Source organism: Pseudomonas sp. BIC9C (genome assembly GCF_034541995.1).
In the GTDB taxonomy this organism is placed as follows: Bacteria; Pseudomonadota; Gammaproteobacteria; order Pseudomonadales; family Pseudomonadaceae; genus Aquipseudomonas; species Aquipseudomonas fluorescens_CC.
The window spans coordinates 904,586-926,590 of the sequence record NZ_JAWDGM010000001.1; the positions used below are offsets into that span (position 1 = coordinate 904,586).

Annotated in this window: 17 protein-coding genes and 2 pseudogenes; 11 read left to right on the forward strand and 8 right to left on the reverse strand. The window is 49.2% G+C overall.

Translation table 11 applies throughout. From position 1 onward, the window contains the following. The first annotated feature begins 191 nt into the window (after positions 1-191). The 3 genes from RS887_RS04295 (at position 192) to RS887_RS04305 (ending at position 2,538) form a co-directional block, all read left to right on the forward strand. Positions 192-689, forward strand: coding sequence for a hypothetical protein (locus RS887_RS04295; protein WP_322614500.1), 498 nt, complete (start codon positions 192-194; stop codon positions 687-689). A gap of 333 nt (positions 690-1,022) precedes the next feature. Further along, positions 1,023-2,150: an AAA family ATPase gene (locus tag RS887_RS04300; protein ID WP_322614501.1), complete on the forward strand. Its 1,128-nt coding sequence runs from the start codon at positions 1,023-1,025 to the stop codon at positions 2,148-2,150. Between the two features lie 196 nt (positions 2,151-2,346). Next, entirely contained in the window at positions 2,347-2,538 is a 192-nt protein-coding gene (locus RS887_RS04305) for an MbcA/ParS/Xre antitoxin family protein (RefSeq protein ID WP_322614502.1), read from the forward strand. 291 nt (positions 2,539-2,829) lie between these two features. Here RS887_RS04305 and RS887_RS04310 read toward each other — a convergent pair whose 3' ends face one another. Continuing rightward, positions 2,830-3,249: a hypothetical protein gene (locus RS887_RS04310; protein ID WP_322614503.1), complete on the reverse strand. Its 420-nt coding sequence runs from the start codon at positions 3,247-3,249 to the stop codon at positions 2,830-2,832. 121 nt (positions 3,250-3,370) lie between these two features. Beyond that, a pseudogene (locus RS887_RS04315) lies at positions 3,371-4,340 on the reverse strand (Y-family DNA polymerase); the annotation flags it as partial. 347 nt (positions 4,341-4,687) lie between these two features. Between RS887_RS04315 and RS887_RS04320 the strand changes: the two are divergent. Beyond that, positions 4,688-4,912 carry a hypothetical protein gene (locus RS887_RS04320; protein WP_322614504.1) on the forward strand — a complete coding sequence of 75 codons (225 nt, stop codon included), beginning with the start codon at positions 4,688-4,690 and terminating at the stop codon, positions 4,910-4,912. Positions 4,913-4,922: 10 nt separating this feature from the next. Then, entirely contained in the window at positions 4,923-7,016 is a 2,094-nt protein-coding gene (locus RS887_RS04325; RefSeq protein ID WP_322614505.1) for a B12-binding domain-containing radical SAM protein, read from the forward strand. A gap of 11 nt (positions 7,017-7,027) precedes the next feature. Here the strand turns inward: RS887_RS04325 and RS887_RS04330 are convergent, their stop codons facing one another. Both RS887_RS04330 and RS887_RS04335 read right to left on the reverse strand, forming a co-directional pair. Beyond that, positions 7,028-7,543 carry a JmjC domain-containing protein gene (locus tag RS887_RS04330; RefSeq protein WP_322614506.1) on the reverse strand — a complete coding sequence of 172 codons (516 nt, stop codon included), beginning with the start codon at positions 7,541-7,543 and terminating at the stop codon, positions 7,028-7,030. A 91-nt stretch (positions 7,544-7,634) separates the two neighbouring features. Continuing rightward, a complete protein-coding gene (locus tag RS887_RS04335) occupies positions 7,635-7,946 on the reverse strand; it encodes a hypothetical protein (RefSeq protein ID WP_322614507.1) in 312 nt (103 codons plus the stop codon). A gap of 282 nt (positions 7,947-8,228) precedes the next feature. On the opposite strand from RS887_RS04335, the pseudogene RS887_RS04340 reads away from it, so the two are divergent. Beyond that, positions 8,229-9,204, forward strand: a pseudogene (locus tag RS887_RS04340) (IS5 family transposase). Between the two features lie 204 nt (positions 9,205-9,408). On the opposite strand, the gene RS887_RS04345 reads toward RS887_RS04340, so the two are convergent. From RS887_RS04345 to RS887_RS04355, 3 genes are all read right to left on the reverse strand, one after another. Beyond that, complete coding sequence (locus RS887_RS04345) at positions 9,409-10,731, reverse strand: type II toxin-antitoxin system HipA family toxin (RefSeq protein WP_322614508.1); 1,323 nt, start codon at positions 10,729-10,731, stop codon at positions 9,409-9,411. 178 nt (positions 10,732-10,909) lie between these two features. Further along, positions 10,910-11,356: a DUF6957 family protein gene (locus tag RS887_RS04350; protein WP_322614509.1), complete on the reverse strand. Its 447-nt coding sequence runs from the start codon at positions 11,354-11,356 to the stop codon at positions 10,910-10,912. A gap of 782 nt (positions 11,357-12,138) precedes the next feature. Beyond that, complete coding sequence (locus RS887_RS04355; RefSeq protein ID WP_322614510.1) at positions 12,139-12,867, reverse strand: metallophosphoesterase family protein; 729 nt, start codon at positions 12,865-12,867, stop codon at positions 12,139-12,141. Between the two features lie 352 nt (positions 12,868-13,219). On the opposite strand from RS887_RS04355, the gene RS887_RS04360 reads away from it, so the two are divergent. The 5 genes from RS887_RS04360 (at position 13,220) to RS887_RS04380 (ending at position 21,234) form a co-directional block, all read left to right on the forward strand. Further along, positions 13,220-13,669 carry an ECF-type sigma factor gene (locus RS887_RS04360; RefSeq protein WP_322614511.1) on the forward strand — a complete coding sequence of 150 codons (450 nt, stop codon included), beginning with the start codon at positions 13,220-13,222 and terminating at the stop codon, positions 13,667-13,669. 116 nt (positions 13,670-13,785) lie between these two features. Further along, positions 13,786-16,065 (forward strand): hypothetical protein, encoded by a 2,280-nt coding sequence (locus RS887_RS04365; protein WP_322614512.1) that lies wholly within the window; start codon positions 13,786-13,788, stop codon positions 16,063-16,065. A gap of 62 nt (positions 16,066-16,127) precedes the next feature. Then, entirely contained in the window at positions 16,128-18,734 is a 2,607-nt protein-coding gene (locus tag RS887_RS04370) for a hypothetical protein (protein ID WP_322614513.1), read from the forward strand. Then, a complete protein-coding gene (locus RS887_RS04375) occupies positions 18,689-20,146 on the forward strand; it encodes a hypothetical protein (protein WP_322614514.1) in 1,458 nt (485 codons plus the stop codon). Before RS887_RS04370 ends, RS887_RS04375 begins: the two co-directional genes overlap by 46 nt. A gap of 107 nt (positions 20,147-20,253) precedes the next feature. Then, the gene (locus RS887_RS04380; protein ID WP_322614515.1) at positions 20,254-21,234 is read left to right on the forward strand and encodes a Shedu immune nuclease family protein; all 981 of its coding nucleotides are present in this window, start codon (positions 20,254-20,256) and stop codon (positions 21,232-21,234) included. Positions 21,235-21,276: 42 nt separating this feature from the next. On the opposite strand, the gene RS887_RS04385 is transcribed toward RS887_RS04380, so the two are convergent. Then, the gene (locus RS887_RS04385; RefSeq protein ID WP_322614516.1) at positions 21,277-21,987 is read right to left on the reverse strand and encodes a hypothetical protein; all 711 of its coding nucleotides are present in this window, start codon (positions 21,985-21,987) and stop codon (positions 21,277-21,279) included. Positions 21,988-22,005 lie beyond the last annotated feature (18 nt).

Genomic DNA, 22,005 nt, shown 5'->3' on the forward strand with positions numbered 1-22,005 from the left:
CCCATATCAGCCCAATTAGACCATCTTCAATAAACGCATAAATAGCTCCACCCTTTAAGTTATGGATCACGCAGTCAGACCAAACTCCTAATTGACAACCTGCGTAGACCATACTTCAATTCAAACACCCTCACCAAGAGTATCAGAAAATGCAATACTCTAGATTCTTCTACACAGAGCATGAATCGTCCGTGGATTCCAAGGAAGAAGGAGCTTTTACTATACTTTCGACACCCCAGAGTCGAGATATAAATTTTAATCTGCGCTCAACAATTGGATTACAGCGCGTAGCCATACTATGGGATGGCGGTATTGACACCCGAGTATTTCATCTATTGGAGCGTGCGCTAGTCATAAGCGTTCTATCACCAGTCAAAGTGCTTCATGCATCAGAAGGACTCTTACACGTTTTAATAGACAAAGAATTAAGCATCAAGAACCGAAGTCTATTTGAAGAGCTGTGGTGGGACTTGGCCACTCATGTTATCTATGACGAATGGACACTGTCAGTTTTCCCAGAGGATCAGATATTTACTCCGCTGGACGGTGGCAGAGTATTTAGAGATCATTGTAAGGATATTGTTTCCTCCCAGTCACTCGGAATTACTGACTATTCATACGACCTGTTCCTTTTCACTGATGAGTGGGAGCCCGAAAACCTGACTGTCGATCCAAGGCAGTTCAGATAGTACGACGATCAACTCTAAGGTTAGGGCTTCCAGGAGTGCCTTTGAAAAGACTCTACAATACTAAAAACGCATCCTCCTATCTGGATTGCCGGAACACTTTCTAGCCCCATTCCCACGGCTCAATTAAAGAAGATAAGCCCGCAGCCGCATTAATTGGGCAGGCAACCGCCTGCCTGAGTAATTGGGACACTCGCCATGCTGAAAGACTTCATGACGACAATCAGATGCCATTCGCGAAGAACTGGTACGTCCAGCAAATGCCCCGGAGCACTGTGCCTGATTTTTTCCCCGCTGGGCTTTAGCTAATCTTCCCAAATAGGTTGAGGAAATCCCATGAACAATTTGCTGCGTGAATTACTAAAAGAAAAACGTATGGCGCGTGGAATCAGCACCCCTCAGGCCGCTTGGTGGGCCGGGGTGAACGATCGCGCTTGGCGGTCGTACGAAACCGAGGAAGAAAACAGCTCTTCAAGGGTGCCATCGGAAAGTACTTTGAGGTGTTTTTTCCAACGCTCCGGAATCAAGATGCCGCCTGAATTCAGAAGGTATCTGGCCCCTCACGGTCAGGCCCGCACATTAAGCGTCACTACCTATAAGGGCGGGGTGGGGAAATCCCCTATCACCATCAACATCGCCGCGTGCCTGGTTTCCAAGGGATTCAAGGTAGCGGTTGTAACAGATGACATCGTTTTCCGATGCATGAATGCGGATGGAGAAGGCCCTGAGGCCGGCTCTCTCGTCAGTCAAATAAGCTTCTATGATGATCGCGACATTTTATTTTCTGCCTCTGAACTCAAGGCGCTAGCCAAAGAAATCCGAGATAACGTTACGAACGCACCTGCCGAGAAACGACTCGAACGGGAAGCCACTTATAGCCGGACAATTGAACGCTTACATAGAAAGCGCAAGGCGACACTGACGTTTAAAAACTTGAAACAGCGTTACGATTACATACTGCTAGACATGAGCAGAAATCTTGAGATTTTACGAAGACACGTCGAGTTGATTGCGTTGATTCTGGACAGTAATTGCTATCAATCTGTCGGTAGTGCCCTCAAATTTATTTCTCACATTAAAGAGATAGGCGGGAGAAGCGCCATGCCCAATCTATTTGGGTTAGTCACTCACTATAATGTTGGCGGAGAAAGCCAGGAGCTGATCGAGTTTGTGGGCGACCTTCAGGGCGTCCCTCAAGGCGTCAGAGACGAGCTGCAGTCGACGCGATTTGACACCTATCGTCACCGTGAGACCATCTTGGAAAAAATGAGGGTACTAGAGATTCCACTACTCGACACCCGGATGACCGCCGCACACGAGATTGTCATCGATATTTACAACAGTACCCGTGAGCTCATGAAAGGCTATTGCTACTTCCATTCGATCCTGGACATTGCTCCCAAGTCTTATGCTTGCGAAGAAGTGTTCCGACTCACAGAGGAACTGACCGAGCAAAAGCTCTGATGGTACTCCCGAACGCCAACCGCCGATCAAGTCGCGTGGAGGCGGTACAGACTAGTCGTATACCCGCGCGCTTTCAACAGAACGAAAGCTGGCAACGCCGCTGGCGGTTAGTTTCATTACGCCCCCGCACACGAGCATCCACCACTGCAACTGGCTAAAATCGAACTCACACCGGCGAACCCCAGGAGTGCTAATAGTGAATTATGTTGAGTTGATTCAGCGTCAAGCCGAGCGGATCTTTGGCAACAAAACGAAAGCTGATGTGTGGCTGAATCATCCAAAATCAGAATTTGGTGGTTCTACTCCAATGGAGCATGCTCAAAACGAAGCCGGTTTTCAGCAAGCCTGGGAAATGCTTGAGCGGATAGACCATGGGTACTCCTTCTGATTATGGGCATTCACATCCAGCGGATTGAACACGATCGGGGATGGGGAGAGCCCCCTGTGTTCTCCAAATTTGATGCGTGAATATCGAGCCATCGATGTGCGGGAACCATTTACATATTACTGGAGTTATCAGCTCGTGATTGGCGACGACAGATTGATTGCTGAGTGAGTCACTGCTCGACTCAACCGGACAATTGAGGGTATCGCGGCTGTCCTTGAGGTTTATTCGACTCGAAATAGTAATGCTTTAGCCCGGCATCCTGTTCCATCCGCATGTGAGTGACCGGAGTACTTACTCAACCCAAAATCCCCCGGCCACATAACGTCGGTGAAACACCTCGTGATTATCTAAATCGACCTTATGAGAGTCGATTGGTGACTCGCCTGGATCGACAGGGTACGCCTCAGGCTGCATCTCTCGAAGACGAATAAGCTCTTCAAAATTAGCCTGAGCAGTTGCACGACGTCTGGCAATGATTGTCTGAGCGATCTCGTTGAAAAACGGATCCGGGCCATTTTCCCAAAACCATTGTTTGAGGTCGTAATAAATCTGCTGGTGTCGACGGTCAAACCCACCGATGTGCTCGTTGATGTCAAACGGATACCGGCCGCTCTCATATTGGTAGAGAACGAAATCCTGCAACCTGCGAGCTGTTCCGTAGGTATCGTCCAGCAGGATGTCTTTATGCAATTCGTAGGGAGACAGAATCATCGACTGGATCTCGCAGGGTTCATATCAGCAAGTGTAGCCATCACTCCTCCAAAAGTGCGGTAGCTGTTGAAACGTATCTGCTCATGTTTGCACGACCCGATGCTTACCAGTTGGACTTCACTTCGGTGTATTCGCCTTTTTGGCAAAGGTTGACCAAGAGCACCTCGGTTTTGCTGTATTTGAAACCTGGTCGAAAGACTCGATCCACCGCTTCCACTGCAGCCTTTGTCATCATTCGCACGTCGTCCGTTGGATAGGGCAATCCACCAGAACACCGTTGGCGTACTTGGCCTCCTCCGGATTGAACATGCCGGTACGTATGCTGACCCTGATCTTCTTGCACAGTGAAAGCTGTGCACGAAGCTTTTCCGTCGCTCGCATCATGTAGGTAGCGACTTCCTCCTTGATCGGCGCTATCTCGGTAAGACGTTTGCCGAACATCCGACTGCAGCAGATCTCTTGCTTGGGTGGATCAGGCTCATCAAGGTCAAGGCATGGCGTACCCGCTAACTCACGAGCAGTCTTTTCGATCACCACGCTGAACTTCTTACGAAGCGTCCAGGGATCTGTTTTGGAAAGATCCCAAGCTGTCTTGATACCCATACCTTCCAAGTGCAAAGTCATCTTGCATCCGACAGCCCAGACGTCTGATACAGAGCATTTCTTCAGTACCCAATCGCGCTTGGTTTGGTCACGAAGATCAACAACACCGCCGCTCTGTGCCTGCCATTTTTTTGCTGCATGGTTGGCGAGCTTGCTGAGGGTTTTAGTCCCAGCAATACCTACGCCGACAGGGATGCCCGTGCTGCGATAAACCTGCGCACGCATCCGTCGCCCGAGCGCTTCGAGATCTCCCGGTACACCCGCCAAATCTGCGAAGGCTTCTTATCGATGCTGTAGACCTCAACGGCTGGCACCAAGGATTCGATCACACTCATCACGCGCTAACTCATGTCGCCATACAGCGCGTAGTTCGACGAGAAGGCCACGATGCCGTGCTGCTTGAGTTTGCGTTTGATCTGGATGTACGGCTCGCCCATTTTTATGAACGGCTTGCTGTCCGCGCTGCGGGCGATCACACAGCCATCGCTGTATCTGAAGGACGCTAACAGATAGTTAGATGTAAGAGCATGATCTATAACGAATTTTATCGACTAACGATTTTTAAGTATAACCATTCTCTGATAATCAGCGATTTCAAAATTGCTTCAGCCTGCTCGAGTCAGGTGGCCACCTACAGACGTAGCCGCTTTTACCCTGCCCGGAACTGACCACAAACTCCAGGTTATGTGATGGTGATCTAATCAAAATGAGGCCACGTTTATGTCACCGTAGCTACCCAAAGTCGCAAAAAAATTCATGCCCACCTGTCAATTTTACAGGATCAGGCTACGATTCTACTGGCTGTTAACCAAACGTTAGGACTGAGGACTGTATCATGTCGATAGGCACCAATGAGCTGGTCAAAATCTTAGACGAGGCGGTAACAAACGGAATGGACGTAGCAATACAAAAATACGGAGCAAATTTATCCAATGATGAAAAAGCTGGTTTGAAGTCGCTTACCCCCGAGCAGACAAAAGACGCACTTCTTAATCTCCTAGCAGCAAGCAAGGCACTCGGAAAGCCATTTTGGTTTGATAACAACAATAACAACCATTAAGGTGCACGCAATGGAGGGCTTTCATAGCTATGGGCTTGATCATAACGGGGTACTAACTACGGATGTTTTAATTATAAACCCCCCCATTGTTGACCCAACTATGCCTCCACACTTTGCTGCATACTTAGTCGGCGCAATGAAAAACTCTGGATTAGCTTGTAGCATTCGCTTCGACGATCTCAACGTGTCAATCTTAAATCACCTTACTAGCGCACAGGGATTTGATACGGTACAACGAGAGTGCGACATGCTCCTTGAAAACATAAAGAAAAAAAAAGAATTATCTAAATTAGACGAACTGCAATACAAACATATTTCGCAAATTTTTGGCTTGACTCACGAAGCGATAGCTGAAGCTCGTAGCATTTTGACATCGACAACTAAATTTTACGAGTTCGGTCAGTACCAAGGCGCTGCAAATTTAATATCTCGATACATTGACGCAACAACAGCAACAGCACTGCCAGGAATGTACTCTTTTTGGGAACTCGACTTATCAACCTATGGAGACCTATCATCTGCAGATGATTTATCTGACCCCACCTTTTTAGAACTGCTATGCAAACCTTTTCAACATTTTCTTGATCCGTACTTAGATAGCATTGCTGAGTCCAACCCCTGCCTAATAGGCATTTCGTGCAACTATATATCACAACTGCCATACGCAATTAATATCGCACGTAATCTATTGTCTAGAAACTGCAGCCTGAATATCTGTATCGGAGGGACAGAAATTACAGACATATATAAAAACATCAATAAACTCTCAGACTTATGGCGTATATTCCCTCCAGAAATAGCATTAGTAATAGGTGAAGGCGAAAGCGCATTTACCACGCTTGCAAAAGCCTGTCTAGGTGGTACTAAAGCTATCGAAGGGCATATTCACCACCCAAATATTGTCACATCCTTATGCCTCTCCCGAAAAAATTCTTCGTATGTTGAAGACATAAACAACATTGGAACCCCAGACTATTCCATCTATAAGATGGAAGACTATTGGTCGCCCGAGCCAGTTATACTTTACTCACCGACGCGCGGTTGCTACTGGAATAAATGTACGTTTTGCGACTACGGCCTAAATTTTAACTCTCCGACTTCACCCAGTCGCGAGAGAGACCTTTCAGGATTGCGCACAGACCTTAAAAGCATCGCTAAATTAGCAGAAGCCATGTATGTGGCAGTTGACGCAATTTCGCCAAAATTTCTTATGAAACTATGTGAAGAAATCAAAGAATCCAAGTTTCGGCTGAGCTGGAGTGCCGAGATACGACTGGAGAAGAAAATTGTAAGCCATGACTTAGCCAAAATATTAAGCGAAGGTGGCTGTGTAGGGCTTTCATTCGGATTTGAATCAGGCTCTCAGCGGATCTTAGATAAGATAAATAAGGGTGTAGATATAACATTAGTTCCAGATTTGTTGGATGCTGTATCCAACGAAGGAATACATGTGCAGCTTATGGGGTTTACTGGATTTCCATCAGAAACTGAGGATGAAGCCTCGGAAACATTTGAATTTCTTGAGCGCCACAAAGACAGCTGGACACTGTCTGGAATTGGAAGTTTTGTACTCACTCCAGGTTCCATTGTGGCCAAGTCACCATCTAATTTCGGAGTTGTTGAGACTAGATCAGATCATCGAGATATAATCAGGAGCTTACACTGGATGGAGGAAGGAGGACTCAATGTTGATGGCAGTCGTCACGATAGCGTTAGGTTAAAATATTCGAAAATGTCAACACGTGTATCGTTAAGTCGCCCATATTTTGGCGGCATAGATACAGCGCATTCAATACTTTACTTCAGGCGCTACCCCGGTGCCTCATCTATCATCAAGCTATTAAGTACTCCAAAAGTAAATCTCATTGACGAACATATTTTTGAATCTGAATTTTTGGATTTTATGCTTTTCCTGGAACCCAGCGATGTAAAACGTGATTTCAATTCTTCTGGAACAGGAAGATATAAGTTGCTAAAAGAATGGCTTTCAGTGACTAGGCCCGCTAAACGGTCAAATAGAAAATTTAAAATAACTTCAAGTGGTAGGATTTTTATAGTTTCAAACACGCCGTTGCCATCTTGGATATCGGCACATTTTACCTAATGCCAGCGAAGTTAGGATAGCGCTAGTGAAATATGAATCGACAGGATGCCGGTGGCACTTACATCATGGACTACACCCTCGGGAATATACAGCGCATCTCCTACCTGAAGAGTTATATTATTACTTGCAACTCCATCTTCCATGCATACAACATCATTCGGAAACACCCAATGTTTTTCGCCCTGAAGCTGAACTGCAAGAACATCGTGTTGATCATAATGCGCCCCAAACCTTCCCGCATCCCGGACTGCACAATAAAGGTTTGCGCTACTTTTAATTGGCAGAAGAGCCTCCACCCAATCACACAAAAAATTCACGCTGGGGAGTAGCGGGCCTATGTTATCCACAACGAGAGTACTGTCCCGATAAACAGCCGTGAATACATCATCATATGAAGCCCGCAATTGTAGCTTCCCGTCAGTGACACCTTTAAAACATCTTGGATCAAAAAATTTGTCACCGCAGAGTAGACGCAATCTTGGAGGAGCCAAATCGGCCCTTTCGATGATGTCTTTGAGGTCGGACATGTCTAACCTTACATCGCAGCAGTTCCGCCAATGTTGAGGGCGCCTAGCAACTCTAACCGATTCGACCAACAACGCACCATTTAATATCATATTAATTCACCCTAGTGTAACTTTTAACTATAGAATGCTCGTGCTTTATTGATCTAGTACCCTCCCCAACGTCCACCAGATTTTCAACTACTCCCCAAACATCCACTTGCCCACCGTAATTCTCCAACGTTCCAATTACAGTTCCTCGTATCCGTGCTTCGCCGCATGGCTCAACTACACACTTCCCTTTTATCGTACCTCCAAGCTCTAAGATACCGCCATTAATAACCACCACAGCTCCAAGTACTGTTCCCGATACTTCAAGTCTGTCGGCAACCTCTATGTCGCCCTTATGGATTCCTGAAATAGACATAGGACTTCCTTTCAATTGACGTTTAAGCGGATCATTCCCTATATGTTAGGTTGTCTTGTGCAATATGCTAGCGACAGGCTAAAGAATAAGCTCATCCTTTTCACCTTCGTCATCAGAAGCCCGCTGCCTTCTCCCGAAATTCACCGACCGCTCGACCGCCGGCATTCAAAGATTTTTGCCGACGTCGACCTATGGAGACACTGCAAAAATAGCCAACCGTCCCCACCCTTGGCACACTGAGCACCTTCAACCAGCCCCCTCTCCGTGAGCCTTGTTACGCGCGTGCAGAGGACCTTCTCCGAACTCGAATACACCGGCAAGAAAAAGCAGACTCGCCGCGATCGCTTCCTGGCTGACCTCGAACAGCTGGTGCCCTGGGCACAACTGGAGGCGCAAGTGGCGCCGTTTTATAGCGACACCACAGGCAAGCGCGGGCGCCCTGCAATTGGGTTGTCGCGCATGTTGCGCATGTATGTCGTGCAGCAGTGTTTCGGTTTCTCCGACGAAGGCACCGAAGATGCCGTCTACGACAGCCAGGCCATTCGTGGTTTTATCGGCATCGACCTGGGCCGTGAGTCGGCACCGGATGCCACCACCTTGCTGCGATTTCGCCGCTTGCTGGAAACTCATCAGCTGACGCGAGTGCTGTTTGAAACGATCAACCAGCATCTGGCCAGCCGGGGTCTGCTGCTCAAGGAAGGCACTATCGTCGACGCTACCTGATCGCCGCGCCGCCCTCGGTCAAGAACCGAGAAGGCAAGCGCGATCCTGAGATGCATCAGGCGAAAAAGGCAACCAGTGGCACTTTGGGATGAAGGCCCATGTCGGTGTCGACGCCACATCGGGGCTGGTGCACAGCCTGGTGGGGACGGCAGCCAACGTGGCGGATGTCACCCAGGTCGACCAGTTGCTGCACGGTGCCGAAACCTATGTTTCGGGTGACGCTGGATACACCGGTGCGGCCAAGCGACCGGAGCATGCTGAACGGGACGTTATCTGGTCGATTGCAGCACGGCCAAGCAGTTACAAGCACCACGGCAAAGGCAGCTTGCTGTTCCGGGTCAAGCGCAAGATCGAATACGCCAAGGCGCAACTGCGTGCCAAGGTCGAGCATCCCTTCCAGGTAATCAAGGTGCGTTTCAATCATCGAAAGGTTCGCTACCGTGGACTGGAAAAGAATACGGCGCAGTTGTTCAGTCTGTTTGGGTTGGCCAATCTGATGCTGGCCAAGCGGTATTTGCAACGGGCGGCGGGATAAATCCGTTTGAAAGGCGAGGCTGGCCCGCAAATCAGCAAAATGAGGGCAGAAATCGGCCCCAGAAACGCAGAATAAGGCCGATGGGTTGAAAAAAACGGCTTGAAAATGGAGGACGGCGCGAACGGGTTAATTGTTCAGCGTCTCCCTAGAATTCTGAGCGGCTTGACCGCATTGAAGCTGCTAGCGTACCTGGAAGTGGATCAATCACATCAACTTCCACCTGCGAAACGTATCTTCGAGACTCCTGAGCGGAATCATCGGCGAGCGCCAGGCTTCCTGACGCAATCCTAGATCCTGTAGCAAATCCGGCAACGCCAGCAGCAACCGAGCGTCCGCCCGTAAGCGTTCGAACAACCATTCCGGATCTGCCCTATGCGCGAAGCGAGCACACACTCCCCCCCAATCGACCGAACCTAGTCGTTCAATCTTTGTTGACCAGCGGGTAATCCGCACAACGCCCTCGATATCCAGCACCATGGGCGCAACATCGTAGATGGGTGCAAAACTCACTCGCTCCTTGCCCCGAAGGATCGAGAGATTTCCGCCATGGTTGTCGGTGTTCCCGACAGCCTGGTTGATCAAATCCCGTCTCAAGTATTCGCTAAGCATGTCCGGTATTTCAGACTCTTGGCCGGCAGCAATCCATGTTTCCGCTAGCCGATCCACGACGTCGAAATGATTCAAAAAACCACCTCGATTGCTGACGCCACATAATGAATACATTGACTCTACTGCGATGCGCTCCACTGCCCCCAGAGAGACCTTCCGATCGAATCTTTGCATCCAAATGCTAGGTATCTCCGCCGCTTCGTGGGCCAGACCATCAGCGGCGATCGTGTCGATCCCCAACTGGCCCAGCGCGCGGTAAAAGCAGTATTCGGAGTGCAGGATGTCACGGTCTAATTGACTGGCGGTGTTACGCGGGAATTTAACAAACCAATGTTGGCGCACATCTGAGTCGCTTAGCATCCCTTCGGGATAAAACCGCCCCGAAGCATCCTCGACCAGCAGCATCTTTGGAGCTTCACCGCCGGCCCCAAGAGCACCGCTTATTGCCATTCCCGATTCCCTGGCCTGGTCGAGAAAGCTCATACCTTCCTGAATAACCTCTTCTCGGGTAAACCCACCAGTCACCTTTTCTGCGGGATGCAGCATTCCGGTCGCACCTTTTATACGCAGGTGCCCAATGGGAGCAGCAGCGAATTGCTGAAGCAAAAAAAGATCAATCGACATATCCGGCGGTACTACCGTTCTCGACAAGATGTGTCGACGTGCAGCACCGGCCGGGATGATATCGCGCAAAAAAGCTGGGGCAGGCTCACGCCGAATATCCCACTCCAGTGGAAGGTTCGCACTGACAGCCGGCGCTTTAACCGTACCCAGTTGAACGAACTTATCCACAAGATATTCGGGCAGATAGTGGATGATGCATCGGCTCCGCAGGCTATCTCTAGACGAATCGAAGCTGACCACCAGTGCGTCGTGCCAATGGCCTTCCGAGTGAATCTGGAGCGTGATGAATTCCATACTTCTCGGCAAATTGCCGAACCCTCACTGCGCCTTGATCATTATGAATCTGAAGGGTTTCTTGGGGGCCTAAGTAGTCCCGGACGGCCGTGAAAATTTTCTCGATCAGCGTCGCTGAATCACTTCAATCGCGAGCAAGGCACTCCGCCCAAACCTGGAGCTTTTCCCTATCTCGCAACTACCTGACGAGCCCTGACAAATTTTCATGCAGCGCTGCGACAGCAGGCACACTCACGTGCTTTCTTGCACCACGGCCAGCCAGGATGTACAGCTTGTCCTTGCTTTCAAAAAAGCATCCGTGGAAGTCTTTCTGATAGCCAGTGACGAAACCATCGCTAGCTGGGACGCTGGCATCACTGTCGTACACAGCATGGCTGATGAAAAGTACAGTGGGCTGAAGTCCCTGCTTCCTCACTTCACGCTCCTGGACCTCGGCGAGCATGACGTCGAGTAGCATCCAATTCCGAACAATGCAAAATGGCTGCCCCTCGAACTCCTCACGCGCCAGTTGAATGAGCTCACCGTCTTCAAGCTGAGAGCCACCGAGCATCTGGGCGGGGCCATACAGCACATCTTCAATCAAATCTGCTTGCACACTGTTGCCTTGTTTTCTAAAGACTTTCAAAGCGACACGGTTCCAGACATCTAGACGCCGTGCATCGTGGGAGTTGGGTAGCCTTGGATGCCGATTGAAAAGCCTATAATTCGCTAGTGGATCATATTGATCTCGGGCATAGCGCCGTTCTCATGCCACCAGTGACAAACAACGTATCGGCTTCCGTTGTGAGTTTCACAAAGCTGATATCCCATAAGTTCGAACACCTTTACGAGCCTCGAAGTACGGATCGTTTTCCCGTCCTCAAACCGCCCGCGTGTTTCAGAAAAAACCACTCCGATCATGCAGAGAGGCTGGGACTCGGCGCAGCACAGGTAGCCTGTCACTTGGACGCCGAAATCAATTGTCTTGGCGTCCAAAACGCATGTTGGTAGAGCCATTTCTTTCTTTTCCTAAGCCTCTTTTATCGACCACGAGAAACCCACAAAGCACCTCAATGAACTCGATCGAAACGATCTAAAGCACCGTTCTGAAAAAGCCAGTGGGCAACGACAAAAATCCCACCATCGATTGTCGTAAAAACGTCGTAGCCTGCACGCTGGCTTCGACCTACAACGGGTAGTGCATGTATGGGTAAACCTTCCGGGTACCTTTGCGCTGGGTCACAGAACAGAAGACCTGTAATTTTTGGAGGGCGCTCCAGAGCGCACAAAAGGTACCCAACAACGTCTGGATCCGCGATTGCAACCCTTGCTCTCTCAATGACCGTTGGATACCTGTGAAACCTGAAGTCGGACAATTTTGCTCCGTACGTTTTGATCCAGTACATCCTGCCCCTCCTCCATCACCGATCAGATCTCTATCGTGAAATCCGAGATGAAGCCTGTTTCTTCTTGGGGGTAACCACGCGGATTTGAAATGAGCCGGCATCCTCCTAACTCCGTATCCACGGCACGATGTGTATGCCCAAAAATCCAAACGTCCACCATCGGCAAAAGTGCATTCCACCGGTTTGTATAGGCCGCACTCAAATGGCCGTCATGCTTATCACCTGCGACTTCTGGAACCGGACAATGGTGCGTCACCACGACGGTTTTCCCTTCAAACGGTTTGGCGAGCTCGGCGACCAAAAAATCAAAAGCTTCATGGTTTCGCTCGATCACGTCTGTCGGGCGTAGTCGTCGAAAGCGCTCTTCTGCTCTGATCACCTGAAAGTCATTCATCCACATTCCGCAGGTCACCATGGCTTCCACGGTGTCTCCGGTAGAGGAGAAATCCGTCCAGGACGTTGTGACCAAAAACCGCGTTTGGTTGCAAATCCAAACCTGATTTTCCAAAACGTGCACGTGCGGTGCATCTGACTCTCGCATTTTGCGAAGCGTGTGGTCGATGTGGCCTTTGTAAAACTCGTGATTCCCGCAGACGTAAATCACGGGGCAGCTGAAGGTCTCGTTGGCCCATTTCACGCCTCGCGCTTGGACGTCGATGTCACCTGCCAATACGACAATGTCGGCATCTGTGTCAGGCGGCTCGAACAGGGCGAACTCGTTGTGCAGGTCTGAGTAAATCTGGATTTTCATATCAAACCGTCGATTTCTTTTGGCTGGTGTATGGCGCCTTGCCTGCCCATTCGACTTTAAGTCGCACGGTCACGGGTGACGATCTGGATCAGTCATAAACCGCTAAAAACGCCGTGCCGCCAGCCTGAGCCGAAATCTGGAAACGCCATAAACCGAGTGAGTTTTCGATTTGGCCCTATATTGAATTCAGCATCCTCTAGGCCAAGAAACACATCTGGTTGGGCGCATCACGGTTGAACGTCCCGACTGAAGCAAGGGTGTAAAAGCGATTAAATCCCGCACGAATGATTATATGCATTTGTACGGGACTAGGCAATCGCGGCATATCGTTCTGTTTGAAGGGACGTTCGGCATGACGCTTCGCCAAGCCTTTGCAGTTGCCTTAAAGTTCGTACGCGGACGGCAAGGCCAATCGCAGCAAAAAATCTCTGGTTCGATGACTGCCTCATACGTCAGCCGATTGGAAGCCGCGCAGTGTTCAGTGACCGTTGAGGCGAGCGATGAGCTCGCGAAGGGCTTGAAGTTGCACCCTCTTTCGCTCATTGCTCTAGTCTATGCGGCCGAACAAAATTCGACGGCAGCTGAGGTACTCCTGCGCGTAAGAAGCGAGCTGAGAAGTTTGCAAATGCTCGATGCTCACGTAACCAGTGATGAGATCGCTCACCCGCTTACGGCAAAAGGGAGTGAGACAACACGCGAAGTCCTTGAGCTGAAGCATCAAGGATTGAACCAGAGAGAGGTTGCTAGAAAGCTCGGGATATCTACTTCGACTGTTGGCCGGCACTGGCATCGATCTGAGTGATAGAACAGTTCCTACGTCTTAGCGGCCGACAAACTGTTTGAAACGCTCTCAATCGAGTGAAACACTGAGTTCGCGTTCGAAATGTCTATGATCGAAGCCCAAGGACTGACGCTATCGTGACCCTCCCGCCTTCCGCTCAAGCCACATATCAGCCCGACTTTTCATTGCATACTCTCGGCTGGAAAGCGTTCCAAGATCTTTGCGCCCAGGTGTGCAGCGAATCCCTCCATCGGACAGTTTTGACCTATCGAGAGGCTCAAGATGGTGGCCAGGACGCAGTATTCCTGTTGCTGGATGATTCGGGGCAGTTCCAAGAGGCGACCATCCAGTGCAAATTCAGCGGCAAGGCCGAGCGCCGTTTGAAAGTCAGCGATATCCATTCTGAACTAGAGAGCGTGGCTGCTTTGGTTCAAGACGGTCGTGCAAGTAGTTACTACCTGATCACAAACATGGGAGTAGATGCCCCCGTAGCGGCGGCGGTAAGAGATCTTCTGCGGGCTCAAGGCGTTCAAGCCCCCCACGTATGTGGCAAGGAATGGCTGACGACCGAGATCCGCGCTAGTGCTCGCTTGAGAGCCTTGGTACCCAGGGTATACGGCTTGGGCGACCTGTCATCGATTATTGATGAGCGATGTGCTTCACAGACACGTGCACTGCTGGGGCATCTTCTCCCCTCCCTTCGAATCTACGTCCCAACAGATGCGCATCGAGCAGCAGTCAAGGTGCTCGGGGAGCATCGACTCGTATTGCTTCTGGGAGCACCGGCGGCAGGTAAGTCCATGCTCGCAGCTATCCTCGCGACGATGGCGGCAGATACTGATCAGTTGGAGTGTTTCAAATGTGACGGCCCATTGGAGATCAAAACGTATTGGAACCCTAACGAGCCCAAGAGGCTTTTTTGGGTCGACGATGCATTTGGCCCGAACCAGATGAGGGAAGATTACGTCGATGCATGGATCGAATTCCTTCCCAAGATGAAGACCGCATTGGAACAGGGCTGCTATTTCATACTCACCTCCAGAACGCATATCTGGAATGAAGCCCGGCTTCGTCTTGGAACTCGGAACCACCAACTGCTTGCTAGCGGGAAAGCGACCGTACAGGTGGGAGAGCTTCTTGCGAGCGAGCGTGAGCAAATTCTGTATAACCATATCAAGGCAGGTCAGCAATCTCACGACTGGAAGCGTCAGGTTAAACCTCACTTGGCCGGTATTTCTGAAGACCTAAACTTGCTGCCCGAAATCGCACGGCGTCTAGGCGATCCCACCTACACATCCGCTATCAACAAGCTTCCGGATGACCTGGTTCGTTTCATCAATCATCCACAAGAGTTTTTGAAAGACACGATTAACGAGTTGGCCGCCCCCCAGCTAGCAGCCATGACCATCGTGTTTCTTGCCAGGTCGCGCCTACCAATTCAAGGCGAGCTTGATGGCATCCAAAAGGTTGCTGATAAGTTTGGAACCTCTGAAGCCCTTATCACCCAAGCTCTTCTTCAACTGAAAGACTCCTTTCTGACGCAGAAAGAGGAAAACAACGAGATCTACTGGTCTTTCATCCATCCGACTTTTGCAGACGCCATCAGCAGCATACTTAGCGCTCGTCCAGACCTAGTGGGTTTCTATCTGAAAGGCGCGAAGACTGAAACGATTCTGACGGAGGCCGTCTGCGATGGCGCGCAGAACGTAAAAGACGCCGTGTTGATTCGCACAGCGCATTTTGAAACGTTGGCTGAGAGGTTGTTGGAGGTTCCAAACGAACCCAAGCAGAACGAGAATCTGTTTGCCTTTCTCGGCAGGCGAGCTCCCCTGACCTTTTTGAAACGACTAATTGAGTTGGAACCTGAGCTTCTACGCCGCAGAGGTCGAACCGATCCATGGTACAAAATTGCATGGCGGGCTGAATACCGAATGCTCGCCCAGGCGCATTCGTTGTTACTCCTTCCTGATGACATTCGAAGCCGGTGCTGCTTTGAACTGGAGCAGGCCGCGCTCAAAAAATGGGACATCTCGTTCCTCCCTAGCGAAGAGATACTGACCCTGTTCAGGCCCCATGAGCTGATCACTCTGACCTTAAAGATTCTTGATGTTATAAATAATTACATCTCAGAAGAGATCGCGAATATAGAGCTGGATGTGGATCTCGATTCCGACATCGAGGATCAGTTTTCGAAGGTCACCTCGTTCATAGAAAACGCGGAAATATTAGGCGTGAATGACGACGATCTTAAGCAACAGTTGCACAATCTTTCGAGTGATGCCCGCGAAGCGATATCTGCATGCGAGCGTAGGCAGTCAGAGGATGAGGGCACGAGCGTGTTCTTAGACATGCCCACGGCAGAAGCACCATCCGGCAAGGGTCAGCGCTCTACGTTCAGTGACATTGACGAAGATTAAGCTGACGCCGTGCACTAAGCCGCACAATACCTTTCAGTGGTTCACCAGGTCTGTAAGCGCACATGAGCAATTTATTTTCGTCAGGCCCCCGTCTGCTAGATCCATCTGGAGACCCAAAGAGGCAGGCTGTTGATGCCCTCCGGGGGTATGCATATCAGCTCTATGTCAGCGCGCTTGCGTGGATCCGCTTGAAGCCGGGTGAACGGCTTTATCTTGAGGTGGCAGAAGATTATGCGATCGCGGCTGAGGACTCTTTAAAAGGCGTCCAAGTCAAGGACACTCTCGGATCCGGAAGTATCACGATCAACTCCCAGGACGTGCGGGAGGCTCTGGACAACTTTGTCGACTTAGTCGAGCGCAACCCGGACACCCAAGCCACCCTTCGCTTTCTCTCCACCTCACCTATCGGCCGTGAGCGAGAAATCAGCCACCGGGTAGATGGCCACGCAGTACTCGATTACTGGCAACAAGCAGCGCGCAATGCTGAGGTGAAACCACTACGTGATGCGATTTTGAGAGCCGAAATCTCTAACCGCGTGAGATCGTTTATTCAAGCTCGCAGTGATGAAGAGCTACGGCTGGATTTACTGCAGAAGATAACTTGGGATTGCGGTGAGCCTGGGCTTACGGACGTGAGGCTGGAGTTGTCAGGTGCGCTCGTGTCTTATGGCAGTGACCGGCTTCGGCTTTTGCCAAGCGATTCAGAACCTCTATCAGCAGTTGTACTGCAATCGGTCTTGGACTGTGCTCTTCGCACGGAGCCGAAGGCACGGTATTTGGATTCCGCCGCGCTACTGAATTTGTGCGCAGATGCCGGTCGCTCATCACTACCCAATAGCTTGCTTGAGAGCATCATGGCTCAGCAGACGGGCCAACATCAGTTGCAAGACCTCGAACTGCCGGCCACGTTAGAAACCTTAGATGTTGTGCCACTGCCCACTCTTCTATTACCGCGACAAGACGTTGTCCAGGCTGTAACCAAAATCCTAGAATCGACCTCCGTCGCCATCCTATCAGCCGGTACTGGCATGGGTAAATCAGTGGTGGCCAGGCTCTCCGCACGAGCCAGCGGCGGCAAATGGATGATGGTTGATCTTCGAGATGTAGCTGCTGAAGTGTGTGAATATCGGCTAAATAAAGCTTTGGGTGAAACAGCCGCAACCCCTCTGGCTGGCATCATCCTGGACGACCTTAACGAACTAAATACACCGAAGGTCACTGCGGCTCTCGCTCGGCTGCTCCGCAGCCTCAAAAGACACAACTCAGCCTGCATCGTGACCTGCTACAAAGACTTGTCTTTCCGCGCACTTGAAAAACTCGACTTGGATGCTGGAGCAAGCCTCCGAATCCCCGCGCTGAGTCATCCTGAAGTTGCCAGCCTTGTACAAATGATCGGAGGGGATGCCTCCCGATGGACGTCATTTGTGCGATACGCGGGCGGCAACGGCCACCCGCAATTGGTTAGGGTGGTACTCACTGGATTGAAGCAAAGGGGATGGCCAACCACGGACATTGATGACCTCACCAGAACTGAAATTGGTGTCGACATCGAGGAAGAGCGGGAGGCGATCCGTCAAAACTTGGTAAACGCTCTAGATGTTGAACCAAGGAAATTTTTGTATCGAACAAGTCTGGCCGTTGGCCGCTTCAAGCGAAAGAGTGCATTGCAATTAGGAGAGATCGAACCCCAAATCCACTCTGCCGGCGAACACTTGGACACTTTGATAGGCCCTTGGATCGACAAACTCGGCTCCGGATTGCTGAGGGTGTCCCCATTGATTGCTAATGCGGGTGAAAACACACTTCTTCCTACGGAACAGGTAGCAGTTCATCGAGTGCTTGCTGAAAGTCTTTTTGAGACTGGCAAGCTCGACGTGACGACCGTGGACGATCTGTTCCTTCATAGCATCAAAGGGAAAAGTAATAATATTTTAGTCCAGTTAGGCGGAGCGCTACTGAGAGCAAAACACGAAGAACTAAAGATCATTGCAGAGTGGTTCCCTAGCCTGCGCTTTGCATCTCTTGACTCATCAATTGTTCCCAAAGATCCAGCAATAGCAATTCTATTCAGGTTGAACCAGTTCGCTATTGCTGCATCTCTTGACAACAAAACATCGCATCCATCAAACGTGTGGAAAACCCTTGAATCGGAGATAAAGAAATCCGACCCTCAAGATGAAGGCATGTTCCAGTCGATGGCAATGGGCAAAGCATTATGTCTCAATGACCTCCCCACGATACTCCCAAACTGGTTCAGCCTTCTCCGAAAATTTCGAGCTTCCATCGCAAAAAAAACAGAGTTCCTCCCCTCCATTAATAAATTGGATCAAAATGGTGGGCTGTTTATCGCGCAAGCTATACGAATTGGCAGCGTGCATGCACAGCAAAACTTATTCGATGAGTTGCATCACTTAGATCGGCAGGAGCGTGAGGAATATCTTGGCTTTACCCTTACTACTCGTGAAGGAACCGCTGCACTAGTAAATGGCCCTTGGCTTGAAGAAGTTCGCTCAGGCAAAATCGATGGTCGCAGCGCCTCCAAAGTTATCAGCAGATGGCGCAACTCACCCGTAGTTGGGGTCATGCACAACTCACAATTTTTCTCCTGGTTGCAGCGAGCATCATGCTCGATGAATACTCAGGGGATCCTGACAGCGCCCTTGAGTTAATCAAGCAAGCAGAGACAGAGTTCGGGACTGTTATCGACTTAGCCAGAGCACGATCAAAGATCTATCTTCGCCAGCGCAAACACCATGACGTCATTTCGATAGTGAGGGATATTGACTCTCAAGTTGATGAATTCGAACCGTTAGAACGAATGTTTTTGCGTAGAGAAACAGGTATTAGCTTCGCCGAAACAGGCGACTGGAAAGCGGCGGCGTCTCAATTTTTTCAAGCACACAAAGATGCGTTGGCAGTAGCAAGCGGATCCTTTAACGCTATAGCTCTGGGGTTGAAGGCCGACTATGCTCTTGCACTGTTCAAAGCAGAAGATCTTGGCATGGCTGTCGATATATATCGAGAAGTGATTGAGCAGCTTCCAGAGATTGATTCAGAGGACTCGTTACAGGCCGCGTATTGCAGTCGTGTTATACGCCATGGATTACTGTGGTTGCACGTACAAATAATCGGCGCGGAGAATGAACCCCTCATCAACGGCGAACCTACATCAATGCTTGCGGGAATGTGTAGTAACCCGAATCCACCTGCGGATATAGTTAAGCTTCCGCGAGCATCCCTAGACACCACTTGGTATCTCTTTGCTACAACGGAGTCTGAGGCAGTAGGGCCTACACAGGCACTTAGCAACCTAGTAAGAAGATTGAATGGAAAAACTGCTCCATCCTTTGAGTTGACTTTTAGATCGTACATTCTCAACAACTCGATAAAGAATTTAACCGTAGACGGATTCGCCGACCAGCTAAATCGCTGGTTGGATTTCGTATCCTACGCCTTCAACCAGGCGAATGGAGAAACTCTCACGGCTACGGAAGTCCCTGCATTTGCCATCGTACCAATAACATCGAAAGATACTTTGCAATCGGAACGACTTGTAAGATTTCAAAGATCCGCAATTTACGCATTCGGTATTTCTGCCGCTCTATCCGGTAACATCTCAGATTTGAAAGCTCTACGAGAAAACATTGAAAAGCATAACAATTTAAGTGGAGCAGTCACTTGGATTGATAAAATCCTGTCGCCTGATCCTGATGACGAAGCCAATGACATTACAAGCACAATCCATACGGCTCTCACACGTTCTGATTTATTCCTAACTCAGTTGTTCGAAATAACAGTTCGTTTCTTGGAAATGGCAGCGCAATCTCAGTTCCGAACCGCGCTTGAAAAGCCGCTCACTCGATGGTGCCAAGAAAAGTGGAAAAAACAAATTGAATCAAAACTAGCCTTCAACAAAGCCAATTTAGTCATACCAGAAATTCAGAAGTCGTTTGAATTCCCAGGTATTGCAGGCGTCGCTGCGATAATATTAGCTGCGGAACCAGGCGTTCCCATACAACTAAATACAAAAATGCGTGAGTTCTTTTCTGAAATCATGAAAGCCTTACCGGGAAATTATTGACAGCATGATCTTTGGTTAAAGTATGACTTGAGCTTCACTTAAGTAAATATTGAGATGACACACTCCCAATACGCCGTTAAGCCAATTATTAAAAGTGAGTACTGAGCTTGGATTTTGAATTATCTGAACCAAAAACATTACACTCACCCTTCCGCAGGTTGTCTATTAACGTCAAAATGAGGCGCTATATATCTCATCTAAGCGGACACTCATGCAGCTTCCCTGGCTGCAATGAAAACTTGACGTTAAATGGTGCATCATTTATCGGTCACGTAGCTCAAATCGAGTCTTCTAACCCTTTTAGCCCAAGATATAATTCAAACTTGGACGAGGACGCGTTACCGGATCCAGATAACTACCTGCTGCTATGCCCTAATCATCACGCGATTATTGATCGCCAACCTGAGGTATACAGCCCGCAGTGGTTAAAAAAAGCTAGAGACCAACACCTAAAAATCATCGCTCTAGTTACCAGCAGCCCTTCAGCTGAAGAGGTCAAACTTGATGACAACGTCCAATTATCGATCACAGAGGCTTTAGACGTTTGGCGAAAAAATCGCGCAAACGCATCAGAAGAATTCTGGCAACGGCTACTGGAACGTTGCCCCACAGTTTTAGCTCAATCGTTCCCCACAAGCACGATTAAATTCGGTAGCAAATGCTATGTCGGTGGTAAAAGCGTAAATAATAGCGGAGGAAACATTATTGACTTCCTATACACAAACAAAACAACTGGAAACGTTATCCTTATTGAAATCAAAACACCTAAAACAAGACTTTTAGGAAAACACTACAGAACTAACGCCTTTTCTATTAGTGAGGATCTAACAGGTTCAATTACACAGATTTTGAATTACAAGGAGCAGATCACTATGGAATACCATAGCCTTGTTCGGGATTCGGTCACGTCCTTCTCCACTTTCAATCCAAAATGCCTCCTTGTAGTAGGCGACATCGAAGCAGAGCTAACAACCTCAACAAAAATTAAATCCTTCGAGTTATTTAGGAACACCCTGAAAGATGTCGATATCATAAGTTACGATGAGTTATTTCAGAGAGCACAGGATGTACTTGAAATTATGAGCTAACCACGGCTGATAGACTCCACGTTCGACGGTTGATATGCCTTCTTATGACGAAGAGCTGTAGCACTTTTGACCGATCCACGAGGTGACCAAATCCTCCAAAGTCGCGGCTTCATCTTGGTCGAGGTCAAACGGAGGTTCGCCCTCAATGAAATACGTAAATTTCTCAACGTCGTAACCAAGCACTTTAGCCTCAACCACCCGCCCCTTAACGTAGTTCTGTTTCCCCCTACTGGCAGGATGGAGCTCTAGCAAAAGGTTGGAGACGTCTGCAGGGCTCAAGACATAGGGTCTGTTATCAATCATGATTGTCAACATTCCCCCTGACTGCATAGGGAATGAGAAACGCTTGTCTTTCCTCGCATGAATTCTAAATGGATAGAGGAGCTTGTTTGCGCTTTTGAATCGCTCATAGAGCTCAGTAACCGGAGGTAGATCCACAAAATTAGAGTGAATAATCTGATTACGGAACCTTCGCAACTCATCGGCTTCTACCAGAAAATCAGACCAAAGCTTCGGCAGTTGAGGATAAAGAGGAAAATTAGGCAACCTGTTTTGGATAGCCATATTCAGCGTTTCTGATTTACCAGGAGATGGTGAGCCTTTCAACATAAGGTAGTCGAAAATTGACCGTTCAAACTCTACAGTTTCATATCTCAAATCATCGAATGAGATGCTGTAGGAGCCCGGCTTGTCGGTGTAATTCCGTTCGATAAAATCAATTCGACTCAGCGGTTTCTTCTTAAAAGAAAACATGATCTCTGTCCTTGGTAG

What these genes read in the sequence shown, in the direction of transcription:
- RS887_RS04360 (WP_322614511.1), top strand. Translation starts at nt 13,220, where the DNA reads ATGACGCTTCGCCAAGCCTTTGCAGTTGCCTTAAAGTTCGTACGCGGA.
- RS887_RS04375 (WP_322614514.1), top strand. Translation starts at nt 18,689, where the DNA reads ATGCTCGATGAATACTCAGGGGATCCTGACAGCGCCCTTGAGTTAATC.
- RS887_RS04385 (WP_322614516.1), bottom strand. Translation starts at nt 21,987, where the DNA reads ATGTTTTCTTTTAAGAAGAAACCGCTGAGTCGAATTGATTTTATCGAA.
- RS887_RS04370 (WP_322614513.1), top strand. Translation starts at nt 16,128, where the DNA reads ATGAGCAATTTATTTTCGTCAGGCCCCCGTCTGCTAGATCCATCTGGA.
- RS887_RS04345 (WP_322614508.1), bottom strand. Translation starts at nt 10,731, where the DNA reads ATGGAATTCATCACGCTCCAGATTCACTCGGAAGGCCATTGGCACGAC.
- RS887_RS04320 (WP_322614504.1), top strand. Translation starts at nt 4,688, where the DNA reads ATGTCGATAGGCACCAATGAGCTGGTCAAAATCTTAGACGAGGCGGTA.
- RS887_RS04355 (WP_322614510.1), bottom strand. Translation starts at nt 12,867, where the DNA reads ATGAAAATCCAGATTTACTCAGACCTGCACAACGAGTTCGCCCTGTTC.
- RS887_RS04330 (WP_322614506.1), bottom strand. Translation starts at nt 7,543, where the DNA reads ATGTCCGACCTCAAAGACATCATCGAAAGGGCCGATTTGGCTCCTCCA.
- RS887_RS04310 (WP_322614503.1), bottom strand. Translation starts at nt 3,249, where the DNA reads ATGATTCTGTCTCCCTACGAATTGCATAAAGACATCCTGCTGGACGAT.
- RS887_RS04335 (WP_322614507.1), bottom strand. Translation starts at nt 7,946, where the DNA reads ATGTCTATTTCAGGAATCCATAAGGGCGACATAGAGGTTGCCGACAGA.
- RS887_RS04325 (WP_322614505.1), top strand. Translation starts at nt 4,923, where the DNA reads ATGGAGGGCTTTCATAGCTATGGGCTTGATCATAACGGGGTACTAACT.
- RS887_RS04300 (WP_322614501.1), top strand. Translation starts at nt 1,023, where the DNA reads ATGAACAATTTGCTGCGTGAATTACTAAAAGAAAAACGTATGGCGCGT.